The organism is Xiashengella succiniciproducens (genome assembly GCF_023674465.1).
GTDB classification, from domain to species: Bacteria; Bacteroidota; Bacteroidia; order Bacteroidales; family Marinilabiliaceae; genus Geofilum; species Geofilum succiniciproducens.
In genome coordinates this window covers 2,219,353-2,239,341 of record NZ_CP098400.1, presented here as the reverse complement: position 1 = coordinate 2,239,341, position 19,989 = coordinate 2,219,353, and the positions used below count along the sequence as shown (strand labels likewise).

The following is a 19,989-nucleotide window of genomic DNA, read 5'->3' as shown; positions in this document are numbered from 1 at the left end:
ATTTGTAACCAGAGTTATAAAAATTCTCCGGAACCTACATTCTGTTTCATAAATTACAGCTTCAATTCCGACCTTTCCCAAACACTGAGCAAAAAATTAATTTACAAATTATAGGGTAAAATCAAAAGGTAAAATCAGAATCTTACCATTTTTTATGAAAATAAACGGCTGAAAAACAAAAGGCAACAGTTTAGCCCTATTTTTTCTCTTTGTTAACAAAAATGAGGGTAGATGCGAAGCGGTCCACCTAAATGATCGGTAGGTCCTTTAGACGGACCGCTGCAATACATTATCAGTCATATATAGGAGGGAACTTCTGAGTATCTGTTTCTCCCATCAGTGCATAGATGGCTTCATAAACATCCTCAGCATTGGGTTTGCTGAAGTAATCCCCGTCTGTACCATAGGCAGGGCGGTGATCCTTGGAACTGATTGTTACCGGTGGTGCATCAAGGTGGTAAAACGCCTTCTGTTCTTCCAGAACCTTTTGCATCATATAAGCAGTAGCTCCACCTGGTACGTCTTCATCAAAGAAAACTACCTTGTTGGTCTTCTTTACAGAATCTAGTATCACATGGTTTATGTCAAAAGGCAGGAGAGTCTGCACGTCAATAAGTTCCACCGAAATTCCGGTAGTTTCAAGTTGTGCGGCAGCCTCCATTGCTATCCTTACACATGAGCCATAGGTGACCAGTGTGACATCATTGCCTTCTTTGAGTATTTCTGGGACTCCCAAAGGCAGGCTATATTCTCCGACATTAACTGGTCTGCGTTCCCTTAGTCTGTAACCATTAAGTGGCTCAATAACCAGGGCCGGATCATCAGCCTTCAGCAAGGTGTTGTAAAAGCCTGCTGCCCTTGTCATATCACGAGGCACGCAAACATAGATGCCCCTGATGGAGTTGATGATCATACTGAGTGGTGAACCGGCATGCCATGGGCCTTCAAGTCGGTGTCCACGGGTGCTTATAATCAGCGGAACCTTCTGGCCACCTTTGGTGCGGTAATGCAGGGTTGCTGCATCATCACTTAATGTCTGCAAGGCATAGAGTATGTAGTCGAAATACTGAATCTCTGCTATTGGTCTGAAACCTCTAAGAGCAAGGCCTATGGCTTTACCAACTATTGTGGTCTCTCTGATTCCTGTATCAAAGACCCTTAGTTCGCCATACTTTTCCTGAAGCCCTTCAAGAGTCTGGTTTACTCCGCCAAGTTTACCGGTATCCTCACCGAAGATTACCACCCTGGGGTCTTTTGCAAGTATTGCATCGAAGTTTTGGAGCAGTATCTCACGTCCTGGAATATTCTCAGGTTCACTTGCATAGACAGGATCAATGGGTTGCACCTTCAGGGCGGAACTTGCCGATTCATCATACAACTGCCTGTTGTACTTGCCGTGACACATCTCACGATAGTTGGCAACCCATTCCTTGAGCTCTTCCTTGAAACCATTGGCTGAGCAAGTAACACATACGTTGCGGAGTACTTTACGTGCAGTACTTAGTATCTCCCTTCTGTTGAGGGTAATCGCATGTTTGAGTCCATGTATCGCCTCGTCAATCTTATCTTTCTGTGTAATATTGCAGGCACAGTGCCTTTGGCTAACTATCTCAATAAGTTTGTCTCTTTCTTCAATCAGCGGGGCCATATAGGCATTGTAGGCCTCCTGTCTGGCATCCTTTGCTTCCCTGAGTGCTTCCTCTTCAATTGCATCAAGTTCCTCTGGTTCGGCAACTCCCGTACTGATGATCCAGTGTCTCATTTGTACGAGACAGTCGTATTTCTTTTCCCATTCAAGACGTTCGGGAGACTTGTATCGCTCGTGTGAACCTGAACTTGAGTGTCCCAGAGGCTGGGTCATCTCCTCTATGTGGAAGAGAACCGGGACATGATCCCTGCGGCAAATGGCTATGCCTTTTTCGTACATCTCACAGAGTCCTGCATAATCCCACCCTTTGGCCTTCATAATTATTAGACCGTTGCTCTTTGCAGAGTCCTTTTCAAAGCCCTTCAGAGCCTGGGAAATACTTCCCTTTATTGTTTGTTTCTCGGTGGGTACTGAGATAGCGTAACCATCGTCCCATATCGATACGGCCATGGGTATCTGGAGCACACCAGCTGCGTTGAGCGTTTCAAAGAAATGACCTTCTGAGGTACTGCCATCACCAATAGTGACAAAGACAACCTCATTGCCTCCCTTGCTGAAAAGAGGGTTGCTATAATGCTTGTTTTGCCTGTAAAGCTTGGATGCAAGGGCCAGTCCAACAGACCTTGGCATCTGACCTGCAGTCGGACTGATATCCGATGAAGTATTTTTCATAGCCGTCTGGTCTTTCCAACTGCCATCCTCATTTATCAATCTGGTAGCAAAATGGTTGTTGAAAGACCGTCCTCCATTGTCAGGGTTGAGCTCGGTTCGTGTCTCACCATACAGCATAGCAAAGAAGTTGGCAGGTGTTGCCATTCCTGTTGCCAGAAGAAAAGTCTGATCTCTGTAATAGCCCGATCTCCAGTCTCCCTTCCTGAACTGCTTGGCCATTGCTATCTGGGCAAGCTCTTTACCGTCACCAAAGATGCCGAACTTGGCCTTTCCGGTAAGCACTTCCTTACGTGCTATCAGACTGAGTTGCCTGCTTATATGTCCAGTTTTGTAATCCTTAAGTACTTCTTTCTTAAACTCTTCGAAACTCAGTTCAGCTCCGGATGTTTGTTCCATTTCCAGCGTTTTATCAATCTTTTGCATACAAATTAATAAAATTAATACGGAATGGGATGCCTTATGGCAGCCCGTTTAACAAATGCCAGTCTGTTCTCCGTCAAATGCAATTTGTAGCCAAACTACAAACAGATTTGTAATGCGATTGTTTAGTGGTTTGCTATCTTTGCAGAAAAAATCATGGTTCTGAAATTAATACTGATTACCATTGTACTGGTAGCTATTGTTGCCTTCTTTCTGTCTCTCAGTATTATCTTTCGTAGTAATGGAAAATTTCCAAACTTCCACGTGGGAGGAAACAAGCAGCTTACAGACAAGGGAATTTATTGCGCCAACACACAGGACAAGCTTGCTCGTAAGCACAAACGTGCAATCTGGTGATATTGCGGGCTAATAAAATAAAAATGGCTTTATCTCTGTTATTAAAGATAAAGCCTGTAGAAGTGGCTATAATTAATAGAGGGACAAATTGTGATTGGCCGAAACTGGACACTGCGATCAGCACATTTTAATACAGAATAATCAGATAGACCTGAGTTCCTACTTCTGTGTAACAAGTTCAGGAGACATCCTGACTGCAAACTCCACCGAGACTTCGTTGTTGACCTTTACCATACCCATGAACTTGGTGGGAGGGGTGAGGTTAAAGTCCCTTAGATCTATTTTAAGAGATCCATTTAGATGTGCTGCATTGTCATAGCAGACATGAACAGTACCGGGGAGTCTAAATCTCTTCTCCTCACCGGCAAGAGATACCCATATCTCAGAAGATATTGAAGTGGCCGCAGCACCAGGATTCAGTAGCTTATATGGGTCATAGTAAAACCTGATTGTAATATCAGGGTGGGCGTCAGCCTGTAATAGCTGAAAAAAGTCACTATACATCAGTGGATTTGAGGCTTCAAACTTGCGAATTGGAATCGTTAGCGTAATATAACCGTCCTTGCTAACATAGTTTTGCGGATATTTAGGATCCTCAATGGCTTGCTGAAAATAGAAGCGGTTTACATTGGTTGATCCTTCAATCTTTACATAACTGTTGCAATCATTGTGTTCCTGCTTATGCATGACAGGGACGGCATTTACCTGTGAAAAAAGAGGCATTGGGGCAACTACCATACATGTAATTGTAAGAACCCAAAGACGTATGAGAGCTGAGCTCCTACGATCTAGATTTCCGGATATTGATGTGCCTCGTTTCATTCTGCTAAAGTTTTGCCGCTTGTAATTACTAAGTCAGGCAGCCCCGAGGCTGTCTGACTTAGTAAGGAATATCTTAGAAAGAGATGGCTGCTTCAACTACGATACCATCAAACTTTCCACCATTGATTGCTCCGTGAGCTATACCGTCATACTTTTGATTTACATACTCTAGCTTGACCAGAACATAGTCCAGCATAAACCAGCCACCGCCGATGTTGAAGCGAGATACTGATGAGTCGTTTAGTTTGTCTTCAACCTTGTTCCAACGAATACCACCGTAGAAGTCACCACAACGATAGATACCCTGAGCGGCCAGCTGTACAAATTCCTGATCAACTGCGCCACGTGCACCCTTCATTGTTTCGTAGATACCAAATACTTCCAGACCATGGAATTTCACAAAGAGGTTGGCCATATAGCTGTTCATCTCAGTTTGGTTGGCACCCGGACTCCAGCGTCCTGAGCGGAAGTTTGCATCAGCTGTGTTGTTGGCAGGATTGTCCACGTCAAGAAGTTGCATAACATTGTAGTAACGGGCACCGGCACGGTCACCATCCCAAAGGGTAGCACCGCTATGGCCTTCACCTACATGGAATCCAGATATAGTACCACGTACTCTAAGGTCTTCATTTACATCTGTGTCGTAACCCAGTTTCCAGGAATAAACAAGATCCTCACCAAGGTCACCACCACGACCATAGTTCATACGACCATTGTTAACTCCTACATTGGCAATGATACCATCCTTGCGGAACAGGAACTCCATTCCGGGGTTGGTGGTGTAAGCATCCATAATCCAGTTGCCCACAAATGGGTTGGCAAATACTGATGCATTGTTGCTACGGAAATAGTGAGCATCACCATAGTTGGGCATCATTACACCAGCCTTGATGGTGAGGTATTCCATAATATTGTCTGCTGCAGGCAGGAATGGAAGCCTGTCAATTTGAAGATATCCACCCTCTACCCATGCCTCGTTATGGTGGCGTGAAGACAGGTAGGTGTTCATATATAATCTTACTCCAGGTCCAAGGTCACTAACGATCTCAAGGTTGGCTGTTGGCAGGTTGATATTCTTCTTAAGGTCTATCAGGTCAACATCAGCCTCATGGCTGAGTCCCTGATACTGAAGTGCAAAGTCTCCACCAACCTTTACCTTCAGTTCTTCAAACTGTTCAGGATCGATCTTTTCTGCTTCAAACTGTTGTCCGTAAGTAAGCATTGATGCGCCTAGCATTAGACCAAGTGCGATAGAACTAATCTTCTTCATGTGTTTTAATTATGGTTTGTTATTAGTTTTCAGGAATTATTTGAGGTAAGTATCGAATTTCACAACGATATCATCACCAGATTTGATGGTTCCCATCATAGCTTTGGGTGGTTCAATTCCAAACTCAGTCATCTTGAGAGGAACATTACCACTAATCTTGTAGCTGTTTTGAAGAGCCTGTCCCTTGATAGTGATAGTTGCTGGTTTCGATTTACCTGCAATTACAAGATTGCCGCTTACTTTGGCAGTAAACTCACCATTCTTTTCAGCTACCTCAACCATGGCGGTTTGTACAAAGGTTATATTTGCATGCTTGTCTGTCATTAAAGCCTCATAAGCCTTTTTGTCCAGACCAGAATTGCCGCTTTTCAAGTCGGTTGACTTGATAGTAATCTTGGTGTTGCTAATCTCTATTTGTCCGTTACCATTCTTTGCAATACTACTTGTCCCGTTAATAGCTGAAGTACTGAGTTCCCAGTCGTGTAGGGTAGAGGTCCCGGTTACTTCAATTTTACTCTGCTTTTGATCTACTGTGACGTTCTCAGCATGAATGGCTGAAAACAACGGTAAGGTGATCAGTAATAAAAGATTGATTGCTCTTTTCATGGTATATCAGGTTTTTCTTGTTTAAACTATTCGACATTTCGGACTAATTTGTCAACCAAGACAAAGTTGTCCTATATGACGCAAATATATACCATTAATGAAGTAATCCAATACTTGTAAGTATGTTAAAGAACAGTGTTGTTTAGCTATAAATCTTCGAAAGGCTTGTGAAATCTGACTTTCTGGACGTAAGTGTACAAATGTTAATTAGGATAATTTTATCGCCGATGAGTTTGTCCGGTTATCAATGAATAGTAATTTCACCTGAGTAGGTAAAGATGATGGGGATGCCTTCAACTTGAGCTGGGATATTAGTTCTGATATAGGTTTCATTGGTGGAATAGCTTATAACAATAGCATAGGAGCTACCTTCCTTACCAATTCCGATGGAGGATACTCCTTCAATTTTCAGCCATTCCTGTTCGAATTTCTGTCTGACCTCTCTTACTTTTTTCAATTCCCTGTCTTCTTTACGGAAGGGTAATGTCCAGCGCTGAAAAAACATTCTGTATTCTGTTGATGATAGTGGTTGTATCGCTACCAGCGAAGAGAAGGCCCACAAGGTTGTTCTCTTCGTCAAGTACTGCAGATCCGCTGTCTCCACCCTGGCTCATGGCTCCTGCCATGAGCTGGTCGGAAAACAGGGCTGTTTTATTATAGCCATAGTTGACCACAACACTTAAGTCTGTTTGTGTAATAACTCCGTTTGTCAGGGCAGTGGTACGGCCAAACTTTCTGATTTTCATATCAAGCTTTCCTTCTTTCATCCCCTGTATTTTGCCAAGTTCAAGGACTTCAAGCGCTACCTCCTCAGCATTCAGAGGATGTGCTATTGCTGCGTCGCAAAGATTGGTTTTGCTTTGTTCCTTGTACACTTTGATGCGGGTGCGGCTTCCAGATAACTTATATAATAGGTTAAGGAATCCTGCTATAAAACCGGAAATTCCACCGGCTGATGAAATCTCATCTTCGCGGAAGCTGATTGGAACAAACTCACTTAGTATTGCAATAACATCATCAGGAGCCAGTCCACCATCGTAGCTCCCCGGTTGAATTATCAGGTCACCGGGAGAGGCTTCGTTATTATTTGCAATCACATGATTATTTGACAGGAGATAAAGCTGATCCTTTTTCTTAACCCAGCAACCCAAAGTGCCGGCAGTAACTGATGTGTGGCTGATGCTGCAACCGGCAGGTACTGGCCTGATACGGGCTTTTGGATTACTGACTACATTGATCACACCTGAATTAAATACATCTGTGGGAATTCCCTCAATTACACGGGGTATCAGATCTGCAGTACTCAGCTTGCTAATTGGTTTCTTGTCAGCAACAGAGCAGATTATGGACAAATCACCTGTAGTGTGGCCTTCTACAGTCTTGTATCCGATTCCGACAGCAACTACATTTTGTTTTTTCAATAGCTGATCCCGGACTTTATCTAATTTTCCTTTTATATGATAATATATAGTATCCATAGAATCACTGATTTCGGTGTGGTGGGTTAATTTGTTTATATGTAAATGTAGTTTTTTGTTTTGGAGATATCAATCAATTTTATACATTTGCACTCGCAATCCAAACGCGGATTGTGAAGTTGTACTGGAGAGATGGGTGAGTGGCTGAAACCAGCAGTTTGCTAAACTGCCGTACGGGTAACCGTACCGGGGGTTCGAATCCCCCTCTCTCCGCAGCTAGAATTCGGGGTGTAGCGCAGTCCGGTAGCGCACCTGGTTTGGGACCAGGGGGTCCCAGGTTCGAATCCTGGTACCCCGACAATATCAATCTCAGATTGATCCAAAAGCCTGTAAATCGACAGATTTACAGGCTTTTTTATTTTATATGATTCTGATTATCTAAGCACTTGTGGACTTAAATATGGACTATTTCATGACCTGTCCTTGTAAGTTATAATTTTTGTCTTTTTGTGGAATAAAGTTGACTATTACAGAATGTTTCCCGTAATTTCATCACTTGAGTATCCTTTTTGAGACAATAGGTATAGTGCAAAATACCTGAGAGGTACTATCAATAGAATAATTAGCTTATAGGATAAATACCTTTTTGATCATCACAGCTTGTTCGGAAAGTAAGGATCGAGGGGTTAGATTTATTCAATGAAATTTATGGAAGATTTTTGGGTTCAGCAAAGTAGGGGAGATTCTGCGAGTACGAGTTTGGATATGCTTGCAAGGAGGGTTGAGGAGCAAAACAATATTGTCGTATTACTACAGATTCTTAACAGGCAGGGTGATTTAAAGCAGCTGTATAAAGACCTTGAATTGTTTTTTCAGAATGTTAGTGGTGTTGATAGGGTTCAGATAATAGTCGATGAACCGGAAGTTCTTCCGGAATCAACGGGCAACTCTGTAGATAGCCTTTTTAAGATTGATCTTTTTACGGGGGTTAATAATATTGGAAGTCTTTGTTTTAGCACTACTCCGGCTGAAAGCCTTCAGCCTCATTTATATATTCTGGCTGCTATTCTGGCTACAGGTATTGAGTCAAACATAAACACTCAAAAATTGATAATCAGAGATCAACAACTTGTCGAGTTTGTTGATCAATTGCCTTTTGGAATTATTTCTATTGGTAGGAAGGGTAATATCCGGAGATGTAATGAAAGCGGTTTCAAGATTACAGGATATTCATCTGATGAGGTTATAGGAAAACACTTTCTTCGTTTTGTACCACGCAAAAAAAGATTGTTGCGTGGTCTTGCCAAAGCCATACATGGACATGTGTCTTATTTTGAGACTTTTATTAAGCTGAAGTCAGGTGAGCTCTTAGAGGTTAGTGTACAGGTATTGAATCCGGAACCTTTTTATACTATAGTAGTAATTAAAGATATCACCGAGGATAAGAATAATACAAGGGAACTTCTGAAAGCAAAGGGAAATGCAGAGGCTGCTAATAGGGCAAAGAGTGAGTTTCTGGCCAATATGAGCCATGAGATACGGACCCCGCTCAATGGTGTAATCGGGTTTGCTGAGCTTCTTTCAATTACTGAATTGTCGGATGTGCAAAAGCACTATGTGGATAATCTGGTTCTTTCTGCCAATACCTTGTTGGAGCTTATCAACAATGTGTTGGATTTTTCAAAGATTGAGGCTGGTAAACTTGAACTTCGTCCGGCCAGGGGCAACATAGTCAGTATAACCGAGGGTGTTGCCGACATGCTCAAATACAACGCACACAGGAAAGGTGTTGAGTTTATCCTAAATATACAACCTGGTATTCACTCAGATGTTGTCATTGATGAGCTTAGATTTAGACAGGTCCTGATGAACTTGATCAGTAATGCAATCAAGTTTACCGATAATGGTGAAGTTGAGGTAAGTCTAAGAGAAAAATCTCTGGATCTGAATAGATCAGAATGTATATATCATGTGTCAGTGAGAGACACTGGTATAGGAATATCTGAGAATGACCGTAAGAAGCTGTTTAAGAACTTCAGTCAGGTTAATACCGCATATGTGGGAAAAGTTGGGGGAACCGGACTCGGTCTTGTAATATCGGGACTTTTACTGCATAAGATGGGAACTGAGATAAAGCTTAGCAGCACTCCCGGCATGGGCAGCACCTTCTCATTTGACCTCCGGTTGCCTGTTTACAACGCAGAAGCTGAGCTAAGGGGACCAGCATTGAAGGCAATCAAAAATACATTGCTTGTGGGAAATAATCTACTTAGCAGGTCGGTTATTTCTGAGATGCTTCGTTTCAAAGGTATGGATGTCCAGGAAGCATCTGATGGGGTAGAAGCTGTTATGTACCTTGATTCTGATTTTTCAGTGGACTTTATGGTAATAGACTTCAATATACCGGTTATCAACGGCCTGGAACTGGTGAGGCGGATACGCTCAACTGAAGGACCCAAAAGCCAGATTCCAATCCTGGTATTGTTCTCTTCATTTGATGATGTTAATCTCCAACTGGAGTGCAAGTCACTCGGAGTGCACAGGATGCTTAAACCTGTAAAAATAAGTGAATTATATCAGGTTCTTTATATTGTGGATGAGTTCCTGCTTGATGAGCGTGAACCTAATTAGACCCAAACTGGAAGTATTCTCTCTACAATCAGATACGGTCTTATTAAAGCCTGACGAACTGTATAAAAACACAAAATCCCTTTAGCAAAAGGGATTTTGTGTTTTTTGAAAAATTCTGAAATCTTTTTTGTGGAGCTGGAGGGGATTGAACCCTCGTCCAAACAAGGAAGCCATATGCTTTCTACATGCTTATTCTGTTATTAGTTTTCGAGAGATGTGTGGGAACAGACACCCGAACATCCCCTTAGCCTCTAAAGGTTTCGCCGTCAAGCCGAGGCTGCCATCAGGCTATTCCCAATTTACTGCACCTCCAAATCGGGTCGCCTTGGGAAGGGGCACCCGGAAGATGTCTCGTCCAAGCTCCTTGAGCAAGGATGAAGCCAATCTACTATACTTCGATTAAGCAGCGAGAGCGTAATTTTCTTCGCCAGATAATTTTTGTGGTCCGGGATTATCGAGCCGGTATCACAGCGCTCGGCATGCTTACATACCACTAACCCCTGCTGTCAAATCCATGTCAGCCCCAGGTGTTGTAGTAAAGTCTCCGCAAATATACTACCAATTATTGCGAAATCAAAGGTGTTTGATTTTTCTGATAGCTTCGACCGGGTCGGGCGAACCAAATACATAGGTTCCTGCTACCAGTACGTCTGCTCCGGCCTGTACAAGCGCAGCCGCATTGTGATTGTCAACACCGCCGTCAACCTCTATTAAGGCATTGCTGCCTTTACGTAAAATAAGTTCCTTAAGCCTTTTAATCTTATCGTAGGTGTGTTCGATAAATTTCTGGCCTCCGAAACCTGGGTTGACAGACATTAGCAGTACAAGGTCCACATCATTAATTATCTCTTCCAATACAGAAACAGGAGTGTGGGGATTAAGAGTAACCCCGGCCTTCATTCCGTGCTGCCTGATTTGTTGCACCGTTCTGTGAAGGTGTGTGGACGCCTCGTAATGCACATTGAGCAGATAGGCTCCCAGTTCGGCAAACATCTCAATATACCGCTCAGGTTGTACTATCATGAGGTGTACATCCAGAGGTCGCTCAACTATTGAATGTACAGCCTTTATAACAGGTGGACCAAATGAAATATTAGGGACAAAGACCCCGTCCATAACATCTATGTGAAGCCAGTCGGCTTCACTATTATTGATCAGATCAATGTCTTTAGCAAGGTTTGTAAAATTCGCCGCCAGTAGTGACGGTGCAATCTTGTGCTGCATTATGCTATAAATTTACTCGCCCAGGTACGATTTCAGTATTTTACTTCTATAAGTGTGTCTCAGGCGTTTTATTGCCTTTTCCTTAATCTGTCTTACTCTTTCGCGTGTCAGGTTAAAGAGTTTTCCAATCTCTTCAAGTGAATATGGCGGTTCTCCGTTTAGCCCATAATACAGCCTCACGATATCAGCCTCCCTTGGAGAGAGTGTGGACAGCGAGCGTTCTATTTCCCGACGCAGTGAGTCGTCCAGCAGATGTGAATCGGGACTCTCTGATTCGGAGTGCAGCAGCACATCATAAAGTGTATTTTCCTCGTCAGCCTTAAGCGGAGCATCCATGGAAACGTGTCTTGATGATATCTTTAGAGCTTCCTTGACATCCTTGGGAGCTATGTCGAGTGCTTCTGCAATTTCGTTAAATGTAGGCTCGCGCTGGAACTCCTGTTCCAGTCGCGCAAATGTATTATTTATTTTATTAATACTACCAATCTTGTTCAGAGGAAGTCTTACTATCCTGGCCTGTTCAGCAAGTGCCTGAAGGATGGACTGACGAATCCACCAAACAGCATAGGAGATAAACTTGAATCCACGGGTCTCGTCAAACCTTTGGGCTGCCTTGATTAGGCCAAGGTTTCCTTCGTTTATCAGGTCGGGTAGGCTAAGTCCTTGATTCTGATATTGCTTTGCAACCGAAACCACAAATCTAAGGTTGGCGTTGATCAGACGTTCCAGAGCCTGTTCATCACCATTCCTTATTTTTCTTGCAAGTTGTACTTCCTCTTCTGCAGTAATCAGTGGTACCTTTCCAATCTCGTGCAAGTACTTGTCCAATGAGGGAGCTTCCCTGTTGGTTACCTGCTTGGTTATCTTGAGTTGTCTCATGCTATGTCAAATAAGATTTAGAATTAAGGTCACGTAATATTAACAAAAAAACATAAGTACTGTTCTTTGATTTGTTAATTTAATTATTGTATAAAACGGTTGATATGCTATTTTGGTACAAAGACTTTAAAAACAACGATAAAATTTTGCAATTCAGCGTAAAATTTTAGTGAACTTAAATGTACTGATATTTAAGGCAACAGGAAATTTGCCAAATATTATTTTTCGCGCTAAATCTGGCAAAAGCTATGCCTCTCGGCATAGCGAGTGTTTTTCCATAAAGCACTTATTTTAAAGTGATTAAAAGCCTGCTGCGGTAACGACCTGACCAGCAGGCTTTTTGTTTATTTTTGATACTTCAAATATAGCCAATTTCTTTAATGCTTTTTTCATCATAGCACTGATAATCAATTAAATATATGATTTTTTAACGATTGTTCTTTTACTTTTGGAAGAACATGTTTATCAAAGTCCTGGGAAATCTGTTATAAGCCAGATATGTGAGTATTGCCTGCATAAAAAGTCTGGCAGCGGGGTTGTGACATGGTCACACAATGTACTTGAGGCTAAGTTGCTAACGCCCACCGGCCTAAGTTTGTCCATAGCCACCGAGTGGATAAGTAACGAGGGAAGAGCAAACTATCAAAAGCAAGATTGTGAGCAAGCGGCCTTTAAGCGACTATCCATCAAAAATAAAGAAGATGTTTCCACGCCTGCCAATAATTATAATAGCCGATGGGCTTTATCCAACTCAAGGCTTTTTTGATATCTGCAAAAGAAACAACTGGCACTATGCGGTAACACTAAAGGATGGGAGTCTGCGGTTGCTTCAGGAGGAAATTGCGCTTGAAAGAAGGCTTGTACCAAACCAAAAGGGAGAGTCTATAGCATTCCATAAAGATCATCGAACCAAGTTACTTTGTCATTGGCTAAGTGGATTAGAGTATAAGACGCATATGCTAAACTGGGTTGAATGTAATGGAGAAGTCTCGGTTAAAAACCAAGGTGTTATAAAGGGTCAGCGCTTCGTGCATATTACTGACATGGAGTTGAGTAATACTTTATGCGTAGGTGTGAGTCAGACGGGGAGGTTGCGACAAAAAATAGAGAATGAGGGGATGTCCTGCTCCGTAAATCAGGAAAACACCAACTTATAAAACGATACGCCTATACAAAAAAAACAAATTTGAGGGCTTGAATCCTGCGGTTAATCCAAACGTGAATTACACCGGGGTGGGAAATTTGTGTGCCAAATTTTCAGTAAATTTATCAGCGTAATGAATAAAGCTTATTACTGAATTGCTGTCCCCGAGGGCTCTTTTGTTGCTAATCCAGATAATTTTGGTAGTGTTGAGGAATTTATAGCGGATGAAGGTGGGGGTTTGAGTGAAATAGTTAATGATTTGATTATCTCGGTCTCACCAGTTATTGGTTATCAGTGGAGGACAACCGGCGTAACCAGTTCATGGTCTACTGGAACAAATTGGTCGGGTAATACCGCGCCAGATCAAAGTTCAAATGTTAGAATCCGTCCATCAACAACTAATCCTGAAATTGTAATCGGAGATGACGTAATTGAGGTGAATGATCTTACGATAAAAGCTGGAGCTATTCTTACTCTGAAGCCAGGAGCTCGACTTACTGTGAATGGGACTTTGACGATTGAAGAAGCAGGTGGTTTGGTGCTGGAGAATACGGCTGAAGTTGACGGACTTGCATCCTTACTTACGCACGGTGAGATATTTGGGGAGGCAAGGATATCATTGGAGTTCCCAAGAGATGAATGGTATTATGTGAGTCAACCCATCAAAAATGCCAAGTCGGACATTTATGGCATATGGAATGCAGACGGGACTTTTAACACCAATGAAGGTTGGGTTAATGTGCACCGTGCCAATCGTTGGTGTCGAATTGGTGGCGGAGTTGATATTGCACAGTTGGAAGGTTTGTCTATTAAGTATCGGGTAGCCGACGCAAATGATGAGGCGGATCATGTAGTTACTTATACCGGTGAGCTCAATAACGATATGGTTTCAAGAGCGTTTGCCAATCGTCAGTATTATTTGTTTGGTAATCCTTATCCCAGCGCCTTGGATTGGCAAAATGAAACAGGTTGGACTCGCACGAATATAGGAGAGACCATTTATTATCGTACACGCATAAACGGAGTAATGACCTTCGTTACCTATAATCGTTTCAATGATGAGGGGAAGCGTGCGCCAGTCATTCCAGAAGGTTCCTCTGAGGATGATTTGTCATACATTCCGCCTTTGCAAAGCGTTTGGATTGCCTCATTGGGTGATGGTTTTGTTTCTGTCGATAACAATGCCAGGTCGCACGTTAAAGATGGTGATTTCCTTAAGAGTTCAAGTGCCGGAACAAAATCTGGCGGTGCCATCCGTGTGAGCAGTGTTAGTGATGGAGGTGGTGATGGAGCCGTTCTTTATTTTTCAGAAAAAGCAGAAGACGGACTTGACCGTGGAGATTCTGAGAAAATGTTTAACGATGCCGTTTCTATACCTGAGATATACACAAAGGTTGGAAATAAGGCTTTGGCCATTAATGGTCTGTCCCTTATTGAGGAAAGCGTGCGTACCATTCCCTTGAGTGTTAGAAATAGAGTGGAAGGTGAAGTTACCTTGAAGTTCGATTTGTCACACTATGATGCAGAGCATACGCCGTACTTTGAAGACCGTCAGACAGGGGCGTTTCTTAGCCTCCATAGAAGTAACAGTTATACCTATTCGGTAAAGGAAACTGGAGACAATCATGATCGTTTTGCCCTGCACTTTTACAAAGTAACCACTTCTGTTGGAGAGCCTCAAATGGATGAGCAAGAAGCAGGGAATGAAATCAGTATTAAAAGTGTATCCGGAAAAGTATTGGTCAGTGTAGGTATGGATATGTTGCAAAACGGTCCAGGTTTGGTTGAAGTCTACTCAATTGATGGGCGTAAAGTCAGTGAAGTGCCGGCGCGTAGTGGACGTACTTTGGTGATGCTTTCCAGTCAGAATGGGGTCTATATTGTTAGGGCTAAGTTTGGAAATCTCGTAAAGAGTGAGCGAGTGCTGGTTTCGGGAAATTGATTTTGATACCATGCAGCATACGATATGAAGCCCGACCTGATTTAGGTCGGGATTTCTGTTGGTTATTATTGAAGTTTTCCTGTCAGATTAATTAGGTCTTTTATCACGACGTTTGTTCGGTTGGTCAAAACAAGCTTGCGCTCTGGTCATAATTGTTGTAAGAGGCTTATCTTTGTGTAATCCTTTGGCATGAAACTCTTAACAAATTGTTATGAATAAGATTTACAAGCATTCTTTTCTATCTTTCTTATTTCTCGGAACCTTTTTACTCACTGCTGTCTCTGTTCAGGCGCAGCAGGTAAGTGCCGTGCCAGGCGGTCCCTTTGATCAGCCTGAAAGTTGGGTGAATGGTGTCCCAACAGAAGATTGGAACCCACTCACAATTTCAGTAAATTCTGAGATTACCAAGGACGATAGCTTCAGCTGGGGGGCCAAGGTTACTGTAAATGGAGTTTTTGATGTTGATGGGAGTTTTTCTGTTGGTTATGGTGGTGCAGAGGTTTATGGTGTTCTTTCTGTTTTAACTGATTTTCAAGTTGGAGGGGGACTAGTGTTTGGAAGCGTCTCCCGAGTTAAGGTCGGTGGTTCTTTTATAGGATCTGGCCGTGTTGATTTTGGAGATGAAGCTGTAGTAGAAATTGGAGGCGATTTTAGCATTGGTGGGGGGAGTAATGCAAGTATAAGAGGAGACTTGGTTATCAACGGTGCACTTATTGGGGACGGAAGCAGTTTTGTTATTCATAAGGGCGCAATTGTAACAGTCTCACGTGTTGATGCCAATATGGCGATTGACGTTAGGGAAGGAGGCACACTGATTGTGGAGGGCGGTTACAAGAATGGGCAGAATCTGACTATTCGTGAAGGTGGGCTGGTTGAAGTTAGAGGAGGTGAGGGGTATAATTCGAGCGGGGAACTTACTAACTATGGAGTGATGACGGTGGCTGCAGACTATGTAAATAACTCTGGAGGCAATGGACTTTCTGTTTTGGATTCTGGCGTTTTGGATATAGGAGGTGATTTAGTTGCAAATAAGCAAGTAAGGGTGGATCCAAATGCTGTATTGTTGGTTCGTGGCAGTGTATATTACGAAGGAGGCCAATCTGGAATGTTTATTGATGGCACTATGGTGGTGGCTGAGGACTTTAAAGTAACGAACGGTAATATCTCCGCCACGGGGAAAGTCGTTGTTGGTGGCGCTTTTACTTTTGAAGGCGGAGACTTTTCCTCGCCCAATCAGCAGGACTCCGGTGAAGCCAATTTGTATTTGTTGGATGGTGATGCCGAGCATTTCTATATTGATTATACCCATGGTAGTAATCAGTTTGATAATAAGAGCGGTGATTTCTCTGACTTTAAAGAGCATGAAGGGGACAGTGATTTATGGGATTGGGTGGCATCGGTGTTGCCGGATGTGGTAAACCCCGGCCAGAGCAATCGTGTTTATAAGTGGGTTGGCGCACTAAATAGTGATTGGTACAACAGGGTTAACTGGAATGGCAGATTGCCAGGTTACGGAGTAAAGGTTTTGATTCAGGCGGGTAGGTTTATGCCGGTTATTAAGTTTGAGGATGGACTGATTGAATTGAAGGATTTAACTATTGAGGCAGATGCCAGTCTCACTTTGAATCCCGGTGGCAAGTTAACGGTGAAAGGTGATTTGAGTGTAGCCGATGAAGGGGCTCTGATTATGAAGAATACCACTGAGGTTAACGGTCTGGCCTCGCTTATTGTGGAAGGAGCGATCACCGGAGCGGCACGTGCTGAAGGGAAGAAGGGAGAAGTTACCATTGAGCTGGAATTCCCATACGACGAATGGTACTATGTGAGTCAGCCGATCCAAGATGCCAAGTCAGATATTTACGCTATGTGGAATAACGATGGTAGCTATAATACCGATGCGAGTTGGGTGAATGTTTACCGTGGGAATCGCTGGTACCGTATAGGCGGTGGGGTTGACATCGCCCAGCTCGAAGGCGTGTCGAACAAATACCGACCCGCAGATGGAAACAATCATGTGGTCTCTTATGTGGGGCGCCTTAATAATGAGCCTATCTCCCGGAATTACAGTAATCGTCAGTACTATCTCTTTGGTAATCCCTACCCCAGTTCAATTAACTGGCAGGACGAAAAAGGCTGGGAGCGCAACAACATTGGTGCTACCCTGTGGTACCGCACTCGTGTCAATGGCAACATGACCTTTGTAACCTATAATAGGAATGCTGACCCGGGCGCACGCGCGGCCATTTATCCCGATGGAGGCGGTTTCGATGAGGAAGCACAACTGGCGCTGATTCCGCCCCTGCAAAGTGCCTGGATGGCCTCTCTGGGTGCTTCTTCAGTGACCATCACGAAAGACGCTCAGCAACATACCCCGGAAGGTGCCTTTTTGAAGAGCAGCAGCACCGCCACCAGCAACGTGGTTCGTATTACTGCGGAGAATGCTACAGGCCGGGATGGGGCCGTTCTGTACTTCTCAGCGAATGCGACTGAAGGCTTGGATAAAGGCGATTCTGAAAAGATGTTTAATGAGCCGGTGGAGATTCCGGAAGTTTATACCCGTGTTGGCAGCAAGGCGGTGGCCATTAACGGTCTGCCGGAGCTTAAAGAAAATGTTCGGACCATTCCCTTGAGTGTGCGTAACCGCACTAGGGGTGAGGTGAGCTTGAACTTCGACATGAGTTTGTACAGTGGGGAGCACGAAGTGTATTTCGAGGACAAGGAAACCGGTGCTTTTTTGAACGTATCCCGAATGCCCTCTTATACTTATATGCCAGATGTGCTGGGCGACAATCATGAGCGTTTTGCCCTGCACTTCTATAAAGTGGCGACTGGTATTGAGACGCCATCTGCGGAAGAGGAAGACGCCGGCTCGGCCATTCAGATACGCAATGTAGGCAACAAGGTGATGGTGAGTGCTTCCATGGAGTTGGTCCAAGCCGGCCCCGGACGCATCGAAGTCTATACCATCGAAGGCCGCAAGGTGAGCGAAGTTCCCGCTCAAAGCAGTCGTACCTTGATTTTCTTACCCAACGAAAGCGGAGTTTACATTGTACGTGCCACTTTTGGTCAGATGGTGAAAAGTGAAAGAGTCTTGGGAGGGCTGTCGCAGGACTAAAGCGCCAAAATGAAGGACTTATAATGCAAAGAGGCTGTCTAAAAAGATTAGGCAGTCTCTTTTTTTGTTTGATTTTTTTCTCGAAAAAGTTGGTTATATAATTGATATATAGTATATTAATACTATAAATCAATCCATAATGAAAAAAGTTGTTTTCAAAGAGCTTCCAAACAATCAAGCTCAGTTATTCCCTGAAAACCTCTTGGATCGCATACCAGCAGACCATCCAGTTCGTCTGGTTGATAAGGTTGTAGATCAACTGGATATCACATCTATACTAAATAAATACAAAGGTGGTGGTGCTAGCAGTTTTCATCCAAGAATGATGGTTAAAATACTGTTCTACAGTTATTTAAACAACATATTTTCGTGCAGAAAGATTGAAAAGGCTTTACAAGAGAATATTCATTTTATCTGGTTATCAAAGGGCTGTGTTCCAGACTTTAGAACAATCAATTATTTTAGGAGTACCCGTTTGCAGGGAGAAATTAAGACCATCTTTGCAGAAGTAGTTAGATTACTGCATGGTATGGGGTTTGTGAGTCTTCAGGTACAGTATGTTGATGGAACAAAAATAGAAGCTACCTCAAACAGGTACACCTTTGTATGGCGAGGCACAGTTGAGAAAAACAAAGCAAAACTGGAAGAAAGGATAAGGAGTATTCTTAAAGATATTGATAGTCAAATTAAAGAGGACTCAAAAACTCTCAACAAAGAAGATTTGCCCCAATCAATAGACTCAGATTTATTAAAAAGCAAAATAGCTGAGCTTAACACCAGGCTTAAGGATACAAATAAGTCCACATCTAAGCAACTAAAGCAATTACAGGAGGAACATCTGCCACGGTTGGAGAAATACGAGAAGCAACTTGACACTCTGGGTGATCGCAACAGTTTTAGCAAGACTGACGAGGATGCTACTTTCATGCGAATGAAAGAAGATCATATGAAGAATGGGCAGCTGAAACCAGCTTATAATCCTCAGATTAGTACAGAGAACCAGATTATTACCCATTACAGTATCCATCAAACCCCAGGTGATACAAGAACATTAAAGTGTCATCTGGAGGGATTTAAAAACCAATATGGAAGTCATAGCTCTACGGTCGTTGCAGACGCCGGCTACGGAAGCGAGGAGAATTATGAATACCTGGAAGCAAATAATATAGAGTACTTTGTCAAGTACAACTACTTCCACAAAGAACAGAAAAGAGCATTTAAAAAGAATGCATTTCTAAGCCAAAACCTATATTACAACGAACATGAAGATTATTATGTATGCCCGATGGGACAGCATATGACCAATAAAGGTGAAAGAAAAGTGACTTCTGAGAATGGGTATGTATCAAAGGTGACACGTTATCAAGCGCAAAACTGTACTGGATGCCCGTTGCGCGGACTTTGTTTTCAAGCTACCGGTAATCGAATAATAGAGATCAATCACAGGTTAAGGATCCTAAAAAAGAAGGCCAGGGAACAGCTATTAAGTGAACAGGGCCTATATCACAGAAGTAGACGCCCAATAGAACCGGAAGCAGTGTTTGGACAAATAAAACACAACAACAAGTTCACCAGATTTACACTGAAAGGCCTTAAGAAAGTTGAAATCGAGTTTGGCCTGATAGCTATTGCTCATAACTTAAGAAAAATCATAGGCAAAGGTGCGTGTGTTTCAAAAACAGTACTTCAAAATGCAATTTTCTTCTTGTTTGAACCCCTATATGCAAAAATCCAAAAAGGAATATGGAATTTTCGTAAGCATGTTCATCTAAAAATCGAAATCTATTCTTATCAACTTGCTTAAATTGAAAAAGAGGTTGCCCTTAATTGGACAACCTCTT

General features: G+C 42.9%; 13 protein-coding genes, 2 tRNA genes, 1 other RNA gene and 1 pseudogene. 8 read left to right on the top strand and 9 right to left on the bottom strand.

Going from position 1 to position 19,989, the window contains the following annotated elements; genetic code table 11:
- Nucleotides 1-292: 292 nt before the first annotated feature.
- On the bottom strand, nt 293-2,716 hold the full coding sequence (locus M9189_RS09335) for an alpha-ketoacid dehydrogenase subunit alpha/beta (RefSeq protein ID WP_250722644.1): 2,424 nt from the start codon (nt 2,714-2,716) through the stop codon (nt 293-295).
- A 180-nt stretch (nt 2,717-2,896) separates the two neighbouring features.
- On the opposite strand from M9189_RS09335, the gene M9189_RS09330 reads away from it, so the two are divergent.
- Nucleotides 2,897-3,097: a hypothetical protein gene (locus M9189_RS09330; protein WP_250722642.1), complete on the top strand. Its 201-nt coding sequence runs from the start codon at nt 2,897-2,899 to the stop codon at nt 3,095-3,097.
- Between the two features lie 159 nt (nt 3,098-3,256).
- Here the strand turns inward: M9189_RS09330 and M9189_RS09325 are convergent, their stop codons facing one another.
- From M9189_RS09325 to M9189_RS09305, 5 genes are all read right to left on the bottom strand, one after another.
- Nucleotides 3,257-3,919: a YceI family protein gene (locus M9189_RS09325; protein WP_250722641.1), complete on the bottom strand. Its 663-nt coding sequence runs from the start codon at nt 3,917-3,919 to the stop codon at nt 3,257-3,259.
- A 73-nt stretch (nt 3,920-3,992) separates the two neighbouring features.
- On the bottom strand, nt 3,993-5,189 hold the full coding sequence (locus tag M9189_RS09320; RefSeq protein WP_250722639.1) for a hypothetical protein: 1,197 nt from the start codon (nt 5,187-5,189) through the stop codon (nt 3,993-3,995).
- A 36-nt stretch (nt 5,190-5,225) separates the two neighbouring features.
- The gene (locus tag M9189_RS09315) at nt 5,226-5,795 is read right to left on the bottom strand and encodes a YceI family protein (RefSeq protein ID WP_250722637.1); all 570 of its coding nucleotides are present in this window, start codon (nt 5,793-5,795) and stop codon (nt 5,226-5,228) included.
- A gap of 244 nt (nt 5,796-6,039) precedes the next feature.
- A complete protein-coding gene (locus M9189_RS09310; protein ID WP_250722636.1) occupies nt 6,040-6,252 on the bottom strand; it encodes a hypothetical protein in 213 nt (70 codons plus the stop codon).
- A gap of 13 nt (nt 6,253-6,265) precedes the next feature.
- Entirely contained in the window at nt 6,266-7,273 is a 1,008-nt protein-coding gene (locus tag M9189_RS09305) for a S1 family peptidase (RefSeq protein ID WP_250722634.1), read from the bottom strand.
- 126 nt (nt 7,274-7,399) lie between these two features.
- On the opposite strand from M9189_RS09305, the gene M9189_RS09300 reads away from it, so the two are divergent.
- From M9189_RS09300 to M9189_RS09290, 3 genes are all read left to right on the top strand, one after another.
- A tRNA-Ser gene (locus M9189_RS09300) sits at nt 7,400-7,486 on the top strand.
- An 11-nt stretch (nt 7,487-7,497) separates the two neighbouring features.
- Nucleotides 7,498-7,571, top strand: a tRNA-Pro gene (locus M9189_RS09295).
- Between the two features lie 350 nt (nt 7,572-7,921).
- A complete protein-coding gene (locus tag M9189_RS09290) occupies nt 7,922-9,844 on the top strand; it encodes an ATP-binding protein (protein WP_250722632.1) in 1,923 nt (640 codons plus the stop codon).
- Nucleotides 9,845-9,971: 127 nt separating this feature from the next.
- Here M9189_RS09290 and ssrA read toward each other — a convergent pair.
- The 3 genes from ssrA to M9189_RS09275 all read right to left on the bottom strand — a co-directional run bounded on the left by ssrA (nt 9,972) and on the right by M9189_RS09275 (nt 11,947).
- Nucleotides 9,972-10,369: a transfer-messenger RNA gene (ssrA, locus tag M9189_RS09285) on the bottom strand.
- Nucleotides 10,370-10,417: 48 nt separating this feature from the next.
- Nucleotides 10,418-11,068: a ribulose-phosphate 3-epimerase gene (gene rpe, locus M9189_RS09280; RefSeq protein WP_250722630.1), complete on the bottom strand. Its 651-nt coding sequence runs from the start codon at nt 11,066-11,068 to the stop codon at nt 10,418-10,420.
- Between the two features lie 12 nt (nt 11,069-11,080).
- Entirely contained in the window at nt 11,081-11,947 is an 867-nt protein-coding gene (locus M9189_RS09275) for a sigma-70 family RNA polymerase sigma factor (RefSeq protein ID WP_250722621.1), read from the bottom strand.
- A 656-nt stretch (nt 11,948-12,603) separates the two neighbouring features.
- Between M9189_RS09275 and M9189_RS09270 the strand changes: the two genes are divergently transcribed.
- From M9189_RS09270 to M9189_RS09255, 4 genes and pseudogenes are all read left to right on the top strand, one after another.
- On the top strand, nt 12,604-13,104 hold the full coding sequence (locus M9189_RS09270) for a hypothetical protein (protein ID WP_250722608.1): 501 nt from the start codon (nt 12,604-12,606) through the stop codon (nt 13,102-13,104).
- A gap of 225 nt (nt 13,105-13,329) precedes the next feature.
- Entirely contained in the window at nt 13,330-15,033 is a 1,704-nt protein-coding gene (locus M9189_RS09265) for a T9SS type A sorting domain-containing protein (RefSeq protein ID WP_250722619.1), read from the top strand.
- A 307-nt stretch (nt 15,034-15,340) separates the two neighbouring features.
- Entirely contained in the window at nt 15,341-18,148 is a 2,808-nt protein-coding gene (locus M9189_RS09260) for a T9SS type A sorting domain-containing protein (protein ID WP_250722617.1), read from the top strand.
- 139 nt (nt 18,149-18,287) lie between these two features.
- Nucleotides 18,288-19,808 (top strand): annotated as a pseudogene (locus M9189_RS09255) (IS1182 family transposase); the annotation flags it as partial.
- Nucleotides 19,809-19,989 lie beyond the last annotated feature (181 nt).

What these genes read in the sequence shown, in the direction of transcription:
- M9189_RS09330 (WP_250722642.1), top strand. Translation starts at nt 2,897, where the DNA reads ATGGTTCTGAAATTAATACTGATTACCATTGTACTGGTAGCTATTGTT.
- M9189_RS09325 (WP_250722641.1), bottom strand. Translation starts at nt 3,919, where the DNA reads ATGAAACGAGGCACATCAATATCCGGAAATCTAGATCGTAGGAGCTCA.
- rpe (WP_250722630.1), bottom strand. Translation starts at nt 11,068, where the DNA reads ATGCAGCACAAGATTGCACCGTCACTACTGGCGGCGAATTTTACAAAC.
- M9189_RS09290 (WP_250722632.1), top strand. Translation starts at nt 7,922, where the DNA reads ATGGAAGATTTTTGGGTTCAGCAAAGTAGGGGAGATTCTGCGAGTACG.
- M9189_RS09305 (WP_250722634.1), bottom strand. Translation starts at nt 7,273, where the DNA reads ATGGATACTATATATTATCATATAAAAGGAAAATTAGATAAAGTCCGG.
- M9189_RS09335 (WP_250722644.1), bottom strand. Translation starts at nt 2,716, where the DNA reads ATGGAACAAACATCCGGAGCTGAACTGAGTTTCGAAGAGTTTAAGAAA.
- M9189_RS09315 (WP_250722637.1), bottom strand. Translation starts at nt 5,795, where the DNA reads ATGAAAAGAGCAATCAATCTTTTATTACTGATCACCTTACCGTTGTTT.
- M9189_RS09275 (WP_250722621.1), bottom strand. Translation starts at nt 11,947, where the DNA reads ATGAGACAACTCAAGATAACCAAGCAGGTAACCAACAGGGAAGCTCCC.
- M9189_RS09320 (WP_250722639.1), bottom strand. Translation starts at nt 5,189, where the DNA reads ATGAAGAAGATTAGTTCTATCGCACTTGGTCTAATGCTAGGCGCATCA.